This window comes from Paenibacillus sp. FSL H3-0457 (assembly GCF_037981725.1).
Classification (GTDB): domain Bacteria; phylum Bacillota; class Bacilli; order Paenibacillales; family Paenibacillaceae; genus Paenibacillus; species Paenibacillus amylolyticus.
On record NZ_CP150283.1, the window covers coordinates 3,687,784 to 3,701,074 of the forward strand.

Annotated in this window: 9 protein-coding genes and 2 pseudogenes; 8 read left to right on the forward strand and 3 right to left on the reverse strand. The window is 45.3% G+C overall.

Going from position 1 to position 13,291, the window contains the following annotated elements; translation table 11 throughout:
* Nucleotides 1–255: 255 nt before the first annotated feature.
* Entirely contained in the window at nt 256–1,812 is a 1,557-nt protein-coding gene (locus MHH25_RS16295) for a BCCT family transporter (RefSeq protein WP_036671491.1), read from the reverse strand.
* 336 nt (nt 1,813–2,148) lie between these two features.
* A pseudogene (locus MHH25_RS16300) lies at nt 2,149–2,289 on the reverse strand (nitroreductase family protein); the annotation flags it as partial.
* A gap of 142 nt (nt 2,290–2,431) precedes the next feature.
* On the opposite strand from MHH25_RS16300, the gene MHH25_RS16305 reads away from it, so the two are divergent.
* The 6 genes from MHH25_RS16305 (at nt 2,432) to MHH25_RS16330 (ending at nt 10,539) form a co-directional block, all read left to right on the forward strand.
* The gene (locus tag MHH25_RS16305) at nt 2,432–3,367 is read left to right on the forward strand and encodes an NADP-dependent oxidoreductase (RefSeq protein WP_076327475.1); all 936 of its coding nucleotides are present in this window, start codon (nt 2,432–2,434) and stop codon (nt 3,365–3,367) included.
* Nucleotides 3,368–3,892: 525 nt separating this feature from the next.
* Nucleotides 3,893–4,372, forward strand: a complete 480-nt coding sequence (locus tag MHH25_RS16310) for a HAMP domain-containing sensor histidine kinase (protein WP_340017527.1) — start codon at nt 3,893–3,895, stop codon at nt 4,370–4,372.
* Between the two features lie 242 nt (nt 4,373–4,614).
* Nucleotides 4,615–7,065, forward strand: a complete 2,451-nt coding sequence (locus tag MHH25_RS16315; RefSeq protein ID WP_340017528.1) for a collagen-like protein — start codon at nt 4,615–4,617, stop codon at nt 7,063–7,065.
* A gap of 108 nt (nt 7,066–7,173) precedes the next feature.
* Nucleotides 7,174–8,868, forward strand: coding sequence for a hypothetical protein (locus MHH25_RS16320; protein ID WP_340017529.1), 1,695 nt, complete (start codon nt 7,174–7,176; stop codon nt 8,866–8,868).
* 57 nt (nt 8,869–8,925) lie between these two features.
* Nucleotides 8,926–10,134 (forward strand): hypothetical protein, encoded by a 1,209-nt coding sequence (locus MHH25_RS16325; RefSeq protein WP_076250593.1) that lies wholly within the window; start codon nt 8,926–8,928, stop codon nt 10,132–10,134.
* 51 nt (nt 10,135–10,185) lie between these two features.
* Nucleotides 10,186–10,539 (forward strand): hypothetical protein, encoded by a 354-nt coding sequence (locus MHH25_RS16330; protein WP_076250592.1) that lies wholly within the window; start codon nt 10,186–10,188, stop codon nt 10,537–10,539.
* Nucleotides 10,540–10,830: 291 nt separating this feature from the next.
* Here the strand turns inward: MHH25_RS16330 and MHH25_RS16335 are convergent.
* Nucleotides 10,831–10,941: pseudogene (locus MHH25_RS16335) on the reverse strand (GlsB/YeaQ/YmgE family stress response membrane protein); the annotation flags it as partial.
* Between the two features lie 157 nt (nt 10,942–11,098).
* Between MHH25_RS16335 and MHH25_RS16340 the strand changes: the two are divergent.
* Nucleotides 11,099–11,806: a response regulator transcription factor gene (locus MHH25_RS16340; RefSeq protein ID WP_340017530.1), complete on the forward strand. Its 708-nt coding sequence runs from the start codon at nt 11,099–11,101 to the stop codon at nt 11,804–11,806.
* Between the two features lie 71 nt (nt 11,807–11,877).
* Nucleotides 11,878–13,242 (forward strand): HAMP domain-containing sensor histidine kinase, encoded by a 1,365-nt coding sequence (locus MHH25_RS16345; protein ID WP_340017531.1) that lies wholly within the window; start codon nt 11,878–11,880, stop codon nt 13,240–13,242.
* Nucleotides 13,243–13,291: the final 49 nt, after the last annotated feature.

Consider the following 13,291-nt stretch of genomic DNA (forward strand, 5'->3'; position numbering starts at 1 on the left):
TAAAGTTTTGAGATCGTTATCGTTGTAATTTGTTTTTATCCCCGGGTATAAATACTAAAAGCATTGAGTCTCAACCCCCACGAGAGCCTATGTAATGTAGGAGGGAAGAGATTCAATGCTTTTTTGATTTAGAGAGGGTTGAATGTTCGGCAAGTTCTGCAACTTGTTGAAATGGTATACATAGCTAAAAGTGAAAACAATGCAGTGAATTGGCCAAACGATCTACTATATTTTTGTTCCAGGGCAAAGCAGATATTACCTGCCGGAAATTTCATTCAGCGAGATTTCTTGTTCCTCCAGCAGTCGTTTCAGCTTTTGGCGCTGCCGTTTTTCCTTCTGACGGCGCTCTTTGTCCTCAGCCTTTAGAGCCTTGAGCAGGGAGAAACACATACCGATAAGGACAATAGCGAACGGCAATGCGGTTACAATGGATGCCGTCTGGAGGCCAGTTAACCCCCCGCTAATTAGCAGTACTACCGCGATGGAGGACTGCATGATTCCCCAGGTTAATTTCACTCTTGTACTTGGGTCCAGTTTGCCATCTGAAGTGAGCATGCCCAGTACAAAGGTAGCTGAATCAGCCGACGTAATAAAGAAGATCATGATCAGCATTGTGGCGATGAATGCCACGATCGTGCCCAAAGGCAGCTGCTCCAGCATAAGGAATAAAGCGGTTGTCGTATCTTCCTTGACAGCCTCCGCCAGATGAGCGGCATTGAACAATTCCATGTGAAGTCCTGTTCCGCCAAAGACGGAGAACCAGATAAATCCGAAAAGACTTGGAATAACCATGACGTAAATTACAAATTCCTTTATGGTTCTTCCTCTGGATACCCTTGCGATAAAAGTGCCGACAAAAGGAGCCCACGAGATCCACCATGCCCAGTAAAATAACGTCCATGCTCCAATCCAGGTTTCTCTTGAGAACGGCGTCAGTCTCAAACTCATGTTAATAATATTCTGCATGTAACTGCCCAAGGTTGTTGTGAATGTGTCAAATATAAAAGAAGTCGGTCCAGTCACCAATACAAACAACATCAATAACAAAGCTATAACGAGGTTGACGTTGCTCAGAATCTTAATACCTTTATCCAGACCGGAGGTTGCCGAGATTAAAAACAGTACGGTTACAACGATGATAATGACAACCTGAGACAGAGTCGAGTTAGGAATACCGAATAAGTGATTCAGACCCCCGCCGATCTGAAGAGCACCCAATCCAAGCGAGGTCGCAACACCAAAGATGGTGGATATGACCGCCAGAATATCAATAACCTTACCAAGCCAGCCAGCAGCAAGACGCTCACCGATCAGAGGAATAAAGGTGGAACTGATCAGCCCTTTGTATCCTTTCCGGAACTGGAAGTAAGCAAGCGCTAAACCGATGACGGTATAGATAGCCCAAGGATGCAGCCCCCAGTGGAAAAAGGAATAACGCATTGAAAGTATGGCTGCTTGCGTTGTTTCGGGTACCGCCCCCTCAGGTGCAGATAAATAGTGGGACAGCGGTTCAGCAACTCCCCAGAAAACCAGCCCAATGCCCATACCCGCGCTAAACAGCATGGACAGCCAGGAAACCGTAGAATACTCCGGCTCATCATCGTCATCCCCAAGCCTAATACCGCCAAATCGGCTGAACGCCAGATAAAAAGCAAAGATCAGGAAGAACAGTGTCGCTAGCAAATAAAACCAGCCAAAATTCTGAATAGAGAAGTTGTAGGCAACATTAGCCACATCCGCCAGCTGATCAGGAGCGACGGCTCCCCATATTGCAAACAGTGCAACGATGATAATTGTGATTGTAAATACCATGATGAGACCTCCATTATGTAAGCTTCAGCCAACTGTTTCCTTAGTATGTGCTAGTCCAACTTGTAATATTTCGAAAAGCTAGCTGTTGATAAATTAAAACAAACCGCCATGTAATGAAACACTCAGCGGTTTGCTTTGATCTTGCCTGAATAATATATGGCCTATAATCTCTTGTTAATCTGAGATATTGTATCATCTCATCTAACTAGTTTTATTCATTTATGAAAAGAAATCTGAAGAAGGCTGACTGTCATCGTAAATTTACAGATCCTTCAGATTAAATTGCATGCGTGTAAGCATGTCGGTCATCATTGCAACTTCTTCTTCACTGATTCAGGAAGGGGCAGTGCTAGCTTCATTGATGATTTGAGTCATTTCTTCCCTGCTGATTTTTACGGATGAATCGTATATCTTAATGGAGCGGCGTCCATAAATAATTTCGTTAAAATCGTTTATTTGTTGGTGTACACAACTCAAAATCCCTAAAGCTTTTGCATAATTTTATCCTGGTTGTTTAAAAATGAGTAAGGATCATATGCATGAACCCCAGTGACTAGATACAAATAAATAATCAGGAATAGCACGTAAAAGGCTATTAGCTTAGAGGAGTGATACAAAAATGAAAGCAGTTGTGATTAATCAATATGGAAGTAAAGAAGAGTTAGTTGAGCAGGAAGTGAATAAACCGAGGGCAGAAGCCAATCAAGTGGTTGTAAAATTAGAGGCTACATCCATTAATCCAATCGATTGGAAATTAAGAGAGGGTTACTTAAAAGAAATGTATGATTGGGAATTTCCTATTATCTTAGGCTGGGATGTAGCTGGGGTCATAACTGAAATTGGTTCAAACGTTACCAAATGGAAAGTTGGGGATCGAGTATTCAGTCGTCCTGATACAACACGATTCGGTTCGTATGCTGAATATACAGCAGTTGATGAACACCTTCTGGCAAAACTACCTGATTCAATCTCATATGAGGAAGCTGCGGCTGTACCTTTGGCTGGTTTAACAGCATGGCAGGTACTGTTTACTCATGGCGATCTAAAAGAAGGTGAAACCGTACTTATTCACGCTGGAGCTGGTGGTGTAGGTATGTATGCCATTCAATTAGCAAAAAATGCCGGCGCTCATGTTATCACAACAGCAAGTGAAAAAAATCATGAACTTCTTTATTCGTTAGGTGCTGATCAGGTCATTGATTACAAAAAGGAAAACTTTGAAGAGATTCTAAAAGATATAGATTTAGTGTTTGACACGATGGGTGGAGAAGTAGCTGAAAATAGCTATAAGGTGCTTAAGCCAAATACCGGAAGACTGATTACCATTGTTGGTGAACCCAATCATGATACTGCTAAGTCTCACAATGTATCGGCAAAGGGGATTTGGCTACAGCCAGATGGTGATCAATTGCAGAGAATGGCAGATCTGATGGAAGAGAAAAAGATAAAGTCGATTGTAGGGGCAACATTCCCGTTTAGTAGACAGGGGATTTATGATGCACATGCTTTGAGTGAAACTCACCACGCTGTAGGTAAAATCGTCATTACATTTTAAAAAAGGACCGTAAGTGTTCATCTTCCATCGATGAATGCTTTCGGTCCTTTTATGTTTATCCTGTACTAATGAACGACGGGATCGGTTTCCGCCTCTCTATGTTAACGTCTTCGGAAGGCTCCGCAAAACCCGCAATAATGTTCCCGAGTACACCTAAATCCACCAACAATGAGTACCCAGAGCAGATCCATGGATTGTTCTCCTTTCTTCGAGTATTACAAGTTATGTTGGGCTGAGTGGAATATAAGATGAAATCGCAATCAGAGATTTAATTGAGCTTGTACTGAGAAGAGAAAACTAAGTCGTTCAAACGGCTGAGAACGGTAAAATAGCCTTGCAGCTGCTGGATACTTTTGGGCCGGATCTGGTGGTGCTTGATTTGATGCTTTCATAGAGACTGCTCTAATCAGCCCTGCAGAAAAATTACTGAACATGTATTTCCGATTTGATATCATTTTGACTTAAAAATTTCATTAAATCATTACGCAGCTGCACAATCTCATTGTTAGCATTATTCGCATAATCGTGCAGGAATCGGATCGGCTGACACGTTTGATTAATGAACTGTTGTTGCTATCCCGATTCGACAAGGCTGGTTCTAACGAACTGGAAGTCGAGAAGACAGAAATGAACGAACTGATTCAGCAAGTCGCAACGAGTATGGGTGCCAAGGCCAAAGATAAAGGAATCGAGATTATGTTCAGGGAGGATGAAGCGAAATCGGAGGACAAGCTTCTGACGAAAGTCCACGCCAACGTGAATCCAATGCTGATGTCTCATGCGATCGCCAACCTTGTGGACAATGCCATCAAATATTCAGGCAGTCCATCGCTAATCGAATTGAAGTTGGAACATACGACAAGCGAGATAGTTATACGGATACGTGATCAAGGTATCGGTATCGCGGGCGATGATCTGGAGAGAGTGCAGGAACGTTTTTACCGGGCGAAAAATGCAAGCACAGCGAACGGTTCAGGTCGATGTAAAAGAACGAATACCCTTTAAAGTCGCTATTTTAGCGGCTCTTTTTGTTGTAAATAAAAGGTACAAGTGCTTTCCAGAGTCAAGTAGTTCACTTTAATGAAAAAATAAAAGTACACCATGAATGGATACAAATATGTGGCATAGAGAAGGAGGATGACCAAGCCGCTGAAATTGTCGGTCTATAGGAGTTAGAAAAGGATTAGGATATAAGGAATGCAGATTTCTCACCTGTTCCTGAAAACGTAAAGAAAGGGGGGGAATAATTGGCCATTTTATCAACTGGACCGATCGAGAATAATCCCGTTAGCGGTGTAAGACCAACACAACAGTTGACCATTAATATTGATAATAGAAATGCCGTTACGAATGCAATTGTTTTAATTCAGGGTTATTACCTAAACGGGACTAGAACGGAATATATACTCGAATTAATTAGCGTAAATCCAAATCAAGCCATCAAAAAAGATTATTTTGCAAACCTAGACGTATTTGAATTTGTCTTTACAACGAGCGGTTTAGCAGAACAACAAGTAGAAATTTCAGTTTGGGGAAAAAACTCCACGGGACAGCTCGTAACGCCTCACCGTATCGTATCTTCAGAATTGTTAGAAGCCAATGGAGCCACAGGCGTAACCGGTGAGACTGGGGCAACTGGCGTAACTGGAGCCACGGGGAACACAGGCACAACCGGTGAAACAGGTGCAACTGGCGTAACTGGAGCCACAGGGATTACTGGCCCCGCTGGAGGAGCCACGGGCGTAACTGGAGCTACGGGCACCACAGGCACAACGGGTGTAACTGGAGCAACTGGCGTAACTGGAGCTATGGGGACCACAGGTGCAACCGGGGAGACAGGGACAACAGGTCCAACGGGTGCAAGTGGAGCCACAGGCATCACAGGTACAACTGGAGAGACAGGTGCAACTGGCGTAACTGGAGCTACGGGTACCACAGGTACAACCGGTGAAACAGGAGCCACGGGCGTAACTGGAGCTACGGGTACCACAGGCACAACCGGTGAAACAGGTGCAACTGGCGTAACTGGAGCAACTGGGATTACTGGCCCCGCTGGAGGAGCCACGGGTGAAACAGGCACAACGGGCGTAACTGGGGCCACGGGGAACACAGGTGCAACCGGCGTAACCGGAGCTACGGGCATCACTGGCGTAACCGGCGAGACTGGTACAACCGGCGTAACGGGAGCCACAGGCATCACGGGTGCAACCGGCGAGACTGGGGCAACTGGGGCAACCGGAGCCACGGGCATCACTGGCGTAACCGGCGAGACTGGTACAACCGGCGTAACGGGAGCCACAGGCATCACGGGTGCAACCGGCGAGACTGGGGCAACGGGCGTAACCGGAGCCACAGGCATCACGGGCGTAACCGGCGAGACTGGTGCTACCGGCGTAACTGGAGCCACGGGCATCACTGGCGTAACCGGCGAGACTGGTGCTACCGGTGTAACGGGAGCCACGGGCATCACTGGCGTAACCGGCGTAACCGGCGAGACCGGTGCAACCGGCGTAACCGGCGAGACCGGTGCAACCGGCGTAACCGGAGCCACAGGCATCACGGGTGCAACCGGGGAGACTGGTGCAACGGGGGTAACGGGAGCGACAGGCATCACGGGTGCAACGGGCGAGACTGGGGCCACGGGTGTAACCGGAGCCACAGGCATCACGGGTGCAACCGGGGAGACCGGTGCAACGGGGGTAACGGGAGCCACAGGCATCACGGGTGCAACCGGGGAGACTGGTGCAACGGGCGTAACGGGAGCCACAGGCATCACGGGTGCAACCGGGGAGACTGGTACAACGGGGGTAACTGGTGCAACGGGAATCACGGGTGCAACCGGGGAGACTGGTGCAACGGGGGTAACGGGAGCCACGGGCATCACGGGTGCAACCGGGGAGACTGGTGCAACGGGGGTAACTGGAGCCACGGGCATCACGGGTGCAACCGGGGAGACTGGTGCAACGGGCGTAACGGGAGCCACGGGCATCACGGGTGCAACCGGGGAGACAGGCGCAACCGGCGAGACTGGGGCAACCGGTGTAACCGGAGCCACAGGCATCTCAGGCGCAACCGGGGAGACTGGGGCAACGGGCGTAACCGGAGCCACGGGCATCTCAGGCGCAACCGGAGGGACAGGTGCAACGGGGGTAACCGGAGCCACAGGCATCTCAGGCACAACGGGCATAACTGGGGCAACGGGGATCTCAGGTGCGACTGGGCAAACAGGCACAAGTGGGGCAACAGGTGCAACGGGCTCAACTGGAGCCACAGGGAGCACAGGTGCAACCGGGGCAAATGCCACAATACAAAATGGGTTATTTAATGTTAGTGTACCTTCTGTTGTAAATGCGACAGCTATTTCGTATACGACCGTATTTATTAATGGCACTAACATATTGCATCCTACAAGTACAACCTTTGTACTGGCAATAGGCCACATTTATTTGGTTTCGTATACGTTTAGAGCAACGAGTTCTGTAGTTGGGAACGTTACGGTCACACCAAGAACTAACCTCGTATTTCAAAGTCGGTTTTCAGGGAGAGCAGTTACAGGAACTTTAGATGCGAATGTAAGTGTATCGGGTACGTTTTTAGCTGATGCTACTTCAACTGCGCTTACAATCGATTTTCTTTATAATGGATCGGCAACAGCTACACTTACAGATGGTTCTGTTTCGATTATTCAGGTTCAGTAACGGAGTGGAAGATTAGATCCTAAATTTTGTTAGTTTAAAACCAAAGGGGTGGAGGTGGATGAATATTTCTGCCTCTAATCATTTGGAAAAAAAGGAGAATAAAATTTTATGGCTATTTTATCAACCGGACCGATTGAGAATAATCCGGTCAGTGGTGTAAGGCCAACGCAGCAACTGACAATTAAAATGGATAATCGAGATTTAATCAATAGTGCCGATATCTTGATTCAAGGATATTATCTAGACGGAGCCCGAATGTTGTACGTACACGAACTCATTAATGTGAATCCAAATGAAGTGATAACGAAGAATTATGATGGGGACTTTAATGCTTTTGAATTTGTCTTTACAACGAGCGGTTTAGCAGAAGATCAGATGGGAATCTCGGTTTGGGGAAAAAATGTAGAGGGGCAACTTGTAATTCCCCATCGCATTGTATCTTCAGAATTGCTAGGCGCAAATGAAGTAACAGGACCCACAGGAACAACGGGAGCTACAGGAGCCATAGGAGCCACTGGGGCTACAGGGGCTACAGGAGTTACAGGAGTTACAGGAGTTACAGGAGTTACAGGAGCGACGGGAGCCCCAGGTACGATTGAGCCTAATGCGACCATCGTGGGAGTAGGACCAAATGTCAGCTCTCAATTTAACGAATTAAGAACCAGTGAAAAAACGCCGATTATTGAGTTGACTTCTGTATATGGCTTATCCAACCTAAGAGACATTGTTTTAACATTGGGCGATGCTACAGTTGGAAGTAATAATACGGAATTTCAATTAACTACAACTATATCCGGATCTGACATTGCTATTCTTCAAAGCTCGGAGAGAGGAAGGTATGAATCAGGTTTAGCGGGAGAAATAGGAATAGGTGTTCGATTGCCGGCTCCACCGACAGGGGCCCAAGTGGTCAGATGGGGCGCTTTTGACGATCAGAACGGCTTATTCTTTGGGCAGAGCGTAGTGAATGGAATATTTGTAGCGATCAGAAGAGCAGGTGTTGACACTATTATTCCTCAAGCATCTTGGAATGTGGATAAATTAGATGGAACAGGTCCGAGTGGCGCAACGCTTAGTTTATCTACAGGGAATATATTTCAAATCGTATTTACATGGTACGGGTATGGAGTAATCGAATTTAGAGTCGTCATCCCTGATCCTTCAACTTTAGCACAAGAAGTAATTATCGTTCATCGCTTTTCCCCCAATGGGCAAACCAGTCTGGCCGATCCTAATCTTCCGCTACGTGCGGAAATCTTTAATAATGGCACAGAATCAGAACTCAATTTATTCGTTGGAGGAAGACAATACAGTATATTGGGTAAATATAATCCCGTTTTCAGGGTTACTTCCGAAAGGAGAACTGTAACAGCAACAGGGTCACTCACACCAATTTTGTCTTTCCAAAGAAAGACATCCTTCCCGCCAGGTTCAGGTAGGGCAAATTCAGTGAGTGTCAAATTAGAAAGTATTGATCTTATAACTACAGATGATATTTATTATCAGATCATATTAGGCGGAACGATTAATGGAGGCTTCGTAAACTTTCCAACAGCAACGACTAATATTCCAACTTCGGAAACAGCTCTTCTAATTAACAACACACTAACGACAATTGCGGATGGTCAAGTCCTATTACAAGGCTTAGTAGCCGGAGTTGCGGGAAGTGTCAGAATATCAGCTTCAGCTTCATTATTGGATTTCCAATTACCTGACTCTGAAATTGTGACTTTAGCCGTAGCGAATTTAAGCGGGGGGACTAATCCTGTTACGGCCACCTTCAGTCTTACTGAAGAATGGTAAAAAGTAATAGGAGAAGGAGGGAATTCACTTTTCCCTTCCTGCGAAGGAGGAACTAACTTGTCGGATATTATAATCTCAAATGTGGGTCCCAATATAAGTTCGCAATTCGATGAGCTAATTGTATCGGAAAAAACCCCAATTGTGGAGTTAACATCTGCATATGGTCTATCCATTCTAAGAGATTCCGTTACAACCATTGGGGATGGTACGGTTACTAATGATGCAACGGAATTTAATCTAAGCAATACCACTAACGGAATAGATTCAGCCATTCTAGAAAGTGTATTACGAGGTAGATACGAGCCAGGATTCGCAGGAGAAGCCGGAATCGGCGTTCGAATACCTATGCTGCCGATAGGTAATCAGATTGGAAGATGGGGATTCTTTGACGATCAGAACGGGGCTTTTTTTGGAGTGGATAGCACAAATGTATTCGTGGCCATACGGCGAGGAGGCTCCGATACAACTTTTCCTCAAAGTTCATGGAATGTGGACCGATTGGATGGTACTGGATTAAGCGGAGCGACACTAAATCTATCTAAAGGGAATATATTTCAAATCGTATTTACTTGGTATGGGTATGGAGTAATCGAATTTAGAGTGGTCATTCCTAATCCGTCGACTTTAGCGCAAGAGGTAATTACCGTCCACCGATTCTCCCCAACAGGTCAAACGAGTTTTATTGACCCCAATCTTCCCATAAGAGCACAAATTGATAATAACGGAACTGCCGAAACCTATACCCTTTTTGTTGGAGGAAGACAATATAGTATTATCGGAAAATATAATCCCACCTTTAGAGTCACTTCGGAAAGGAGGAGGGTTACCAATCTCACATCAGCACTAACACCCGTACTATCATTTACAAGAAAAGCAATCTTCCCTTCGGGATCAGCTAGAACGAACTCTGTTCAGGTGGATCTAGAAGAAATAAACATTATCTCATCCGTAGATCTTAGTTATCAAGTACTTGTGGGTGGAATTCTCGATGGAGCATTTATTAATTATCCAACAGCTACAACGATCATTCCCGATAGTGAAACAGCTTTGTTGGTAAACAATTCGTCTACAACAATTACCGGAGGAGAAGTAGTGTTTCAAGGTGTTACAGGAGGCGGAACAGGTGTTGCCAGAATATTAGCTTCATCAGAACTATTGGACTTCACGCTTCCTGAAAATCAGGTCGTAACATTAGCTGTATCAAATATTGGTGGGGCAGGCTCAAATATAGTTGATGTGGTATTTAGAGTTGCTGAGAGCTGGTAAAACCTCAGGTCATAATGATGCACAATAGATGTTGGGAAGGGGTAAGAGAGAATGATTTTATCCACCGGACCGATAGAAAATAATCCTGTAGATAATGTAAGACCGACACAACAGTTGACGATCAAAATAGATAATCGCAACTTAGTCGATGGCTCGAATATCCTGATTCAAGGTTATTATTTGAATGGAACAAGAACACTATATGTACTTGAGTTAGTTTCTATAAATCCTAATCAAGTCCTAACCAAAAATTATTATGCAGATTTTAATTCTTTTGAATTTGTCTTTACAACGAGCGGTTTAGCAGAACAACAAGTTCAAATTTCAGTTTGGGGTAAGGATGCCGCCGGACAACTTGTCTCAGCTCATCGCTTAGTATCTTCTGAACAACATGACGAAACATAAGAAGCAAGATAAACGGCGGGCTTGAATTAGATAAAACAAACTAGTCAAAGCACTTTAGAAAAGAAATGAAGAGGATGGTGGATGTGTCTTTTGGCTCAGGGGATGATAACCGCCAAAAACCAATCTTCCGAAAACACGACAATGGATGAAATCAGTACAAAAATAAAAAAAGGACCGTAAGTGTTCATCTTCCATCGATGAATGCTTTAGGTCCTTTTATGTTTATCCCATACTAATGAACGACGGGATCGGTTTCCGCCTCTCTATGTTAACGTCTTCGGAAGGCTCCGCAAAACCCGCAATAATGTTCCCAAGTACACCGCCCGGTACGTCCCGCCCAATCAAGTTGCCGCTTAACCAGCCAATAAGTCCACCAACAATGAGTACCCAAAGCAGATCCATGGATTGTTCTCCTTTCTTCGAGTTTATTACAAGTTATGTTGGGCTGAGTGGAATATACCTCACCTTCCAGTTGGTGGAGGAATCTAAAGTGTCTGTGCTAAGATGGGTTAATAGTTGATTGAAGCTGGTGAAAACAAGGCTAGATAGGGGTGTACAGTTGAAGAAAATCCTAGTCATTGATGATGAAATCGCAATTCGAGATTTATTTGAGCTGGTGCTAAGGCGAGAAAACTACGATGTGCAGACCGCAGAGGACGGCAAAACGGGCTTGCAGCTGCTCGACTCTTTTCAACCCGATATAGTGGTGCTTGATTTAATGCTGCCTGACTGCTCCGGATATGACCTGTGCAAGGAAATCACCGGGAAACGTGCCGTTCCTGTGATCATGCTCTCTGCCAAGAACGAGGTAATCGACAAGGTGTTGGGACTAGAGCTAGGGGCGGAAGATTACATGACCAAACCCTTTGACAACCGTGAATTGCTCGCACGGATCAAGGTCATTCTGAGAAGAAACGAGAGCAAGGAGGAATCAAGTGAAGGAACAGAAGTGAAATCTACACGCATCATTCATGAAGAGCTGACATTTGATCTGGAAAGCCGCAGGGTGCTAAAAAACGATGTACCCGTGTCTTTAACGGCCAAAGAGTTTAAAATTCTGGAAACGTTACTCAGAAGGCCAGACAAAATCTTTACCCGGGATGAACTGCTGCAGATCGGATGGGGATATGATTTTATGGGAGACAGTCGCAGTGTAGATATGACCATCATGCGATTACGGAAGAAGCTGGAGGATAACGCCGACGAACCGAAGTATGTCAGGACGATCTATGGATTTGGCTATCAACTTGGAGGTGGCGAGGCCTGAAGTATGCAACCCGGTTACTGCTGAATTATTTATTTTTCTCCGTGCTGTCCTTTGGCATCATCATTTTTGCGGTGAATAAAGCCATCGATTACTACAGCTTCATTACCATTGAGAAACAGATGATGGAGAAAGCGGATCTGTCCGAGTTGTCCTTCCGTGAGGTGTTATCACAGCATAGGTCATCTTCAGGAGACCCCCAGACCAAGGAAATTGTCAGACTTGCTCTAGAGAAGCTGAAAGCTTCGGGCAAGGAAGTACGTATCTATGACAGCTCCAAGCAGTTGCTGGGCTTGGCTGCGGATGGCATCATCATTAATGATGGCAAACCTCTTATTTTTGAAAAGAATATTGAGAAAGCACTGAGCGGCAGTTATGCCTACACCGTAACGGAAGATCATCTGCTTTATTTTGCGACTCCCATTCAGGATCAATTCTACGAAAACGCTTATGTGTATGAGTTCGTGGAGGACATTTCCTACTTTTATGCGATTATGGATCAAATCCGTTATATTCTGTTTGCGGGTGCAGGCGGATTTATTGTGCTGATTACCTTATCCAGCCTGTGGATTGCCCGCAACACAACCAAGCCGATTAAACTGTTGCTTAGCGCTGCGCAAAGTTTCTCTAGACAGGAGTTTCGGAGAGTTCATCTCAACCGGAAGGATGAACTGGGCATGCTGGCAGATGGACTGGATTCCATGGGGCGGCAGCTTCATGATTACATTCAGTACCAGAAACAATTTGTCTCCAACGTATCTCACGAGTTAAAAACACCCTTGGCAGCCATTCGTGGTTTCTCTCAGTACTTGGTTGAAGGGGAGAACGAGGACAAGGAGTTGCAAAAAATCTATGCTCATCTGCTGCAGGAATCAGATCGGCTGACACGTTTGATTAATGAACTGTTGTTGTTATCCCGATTCGACAAGGCTGGTTCTAACGAACTGGAAGTTGAGAAAACGGAAATGAATGAACTGATTCAGCAAGTCGCAATGAGTATGGGTGCCAAGGCCAAGGATAAAGGAATCGAGATTATGGTTAGTAAAGTGGAGGGAGGATCAACAGATGGAGGTCTGACAAGAGTCTACGCCGATGTCAATCCAATGTTGATGTCCCATGCCATCGCCAATCTTGTGGACAATGCCATCAAATACTCAGGCAATCACTCGCAGATTAAAGTAGAGATGGAACATACGCCAAGTGAGGTGGTTATACGGATACGTGATCAAGGTATTGGTATCGCGGGCGATGAGCTGGAGAGAGTGCAGGAACGTTTTTACCGGGCGAAAAATGCAAGCACAGCGAACGGTTCAGGTCTTGGACTTTCCATTTGCAAAGAGATTGTAGAGCGGTTTAATGGATATATTGACATGGAAAGTCAGATCGGGGAAGGAACAACCGTTACGATTGTTTTGCCTCGTGCGGAAACACGCGGGTAAATAATTAACGTTACAAGATTGGTACATTTCTGTTATGAGACTAACAAAT

What these genes read in the sequence shown, in the direction of transcription:
- MHH25_RS16295 (WP_036671491.1), bottom strand. Translation starts at nt 1,812, where the DNA reads ATGGTATTTACAATCACAATTATCATCGTTGCACTGTTTGCAATATGG.
- MHH25_RS16305 (WP_076327475.1), top strand. Translation starts at nt 2,432, where the DNA reads ATGAAAGCAGTTGTGATTAATCAATATGGAAGTAAAGAAGAGTTAGTT.
- MHH25_RS16320 (WP_340017529.1), top strand. Translation starts at nt 7,174, where the DNA reads ATGGCTATTTTATCAACCGGACCGATTGAGAATAATCCGGTCAGTGGT.
- MHH25_RS16330 (WP_076250592.1), top strand. Translation starts at nt 10,186, where the DNA reads ATGATTTTATCCACCGGACCGATAGAAAATAATCCTGTAGATAATGTA.